Source organism: Clostridium boliviensis, from assembly GCF_033342255.1.
GTDB classification, from domain to species: domain Bacteria; phylum Bacillota; class Clostridia; order Lachnospirales; family Lachnospiraceae; genus Lacrimispora; species Lacrimispora boliviensis.
In genome coordinates, this window is the sequence record NZ_JAWONS010000035.1 from 1 (window position 1) to 521 (window position 521).

The 521-nt window shown below is 60.1% G+C and carries 1 protein-coding gene; it reads right to left on the reverse strand.

The annotated features are described in order from the left end of the window. A partial coding sequence (locus RZO55_RS02135; RefSeq protein WP_318062660.1) for a spore germination protein occupies positions 1-496 on the reverse strand: 496 nt, incomplete at its 3' end. Positions 497-521 lie beyond the last annotated feature (25 nt).

The window sequence follows — 521 nt, forward strand, 5'->3', positions numbered from 1 at the left end:
CCTTGAAGCCTTTCATCCGCAGATCGGGATCCCGCAGCCGGCGGCGGATCAGAGCGGTATTGACCCGGATCGTCTCGGAAAACCCCTCCCGGGGACCGCGGACGACGGCGGCCGTCTTGGGCTCCTCCACACTCCGCATGGGCCATCCCTTGGAGCCGATGACCAGCCCTTGGCTCTCCCCGTCTAAAAGCAGGATCGTATCCCCGGAGAGGATCCCCTCCACCAAATCCTTCATCCGGGCAGTGACCTTCGTCTCACCGGTTTTGATCAAGCTTTCGTTGATCAACTCCCACAGATCCGTCTTGGTCTTGATCTTTTCCGCATCCGTCATCAGCGGGGAAAGGACGAAGCGGTCGATCAGGGAGAGATCCACCAGCCCGTCGATGTACATGACTGCCGCCCGGCGATCGGGAGTGTATTGAACGGTGAAAAAACGGGTAACCACATCGGCGCCGTCCCCCAACAGCTTGCCGATGAACTCCACATTCTCGTCCACATTGGCGGCGATCAGCCGATCCCCT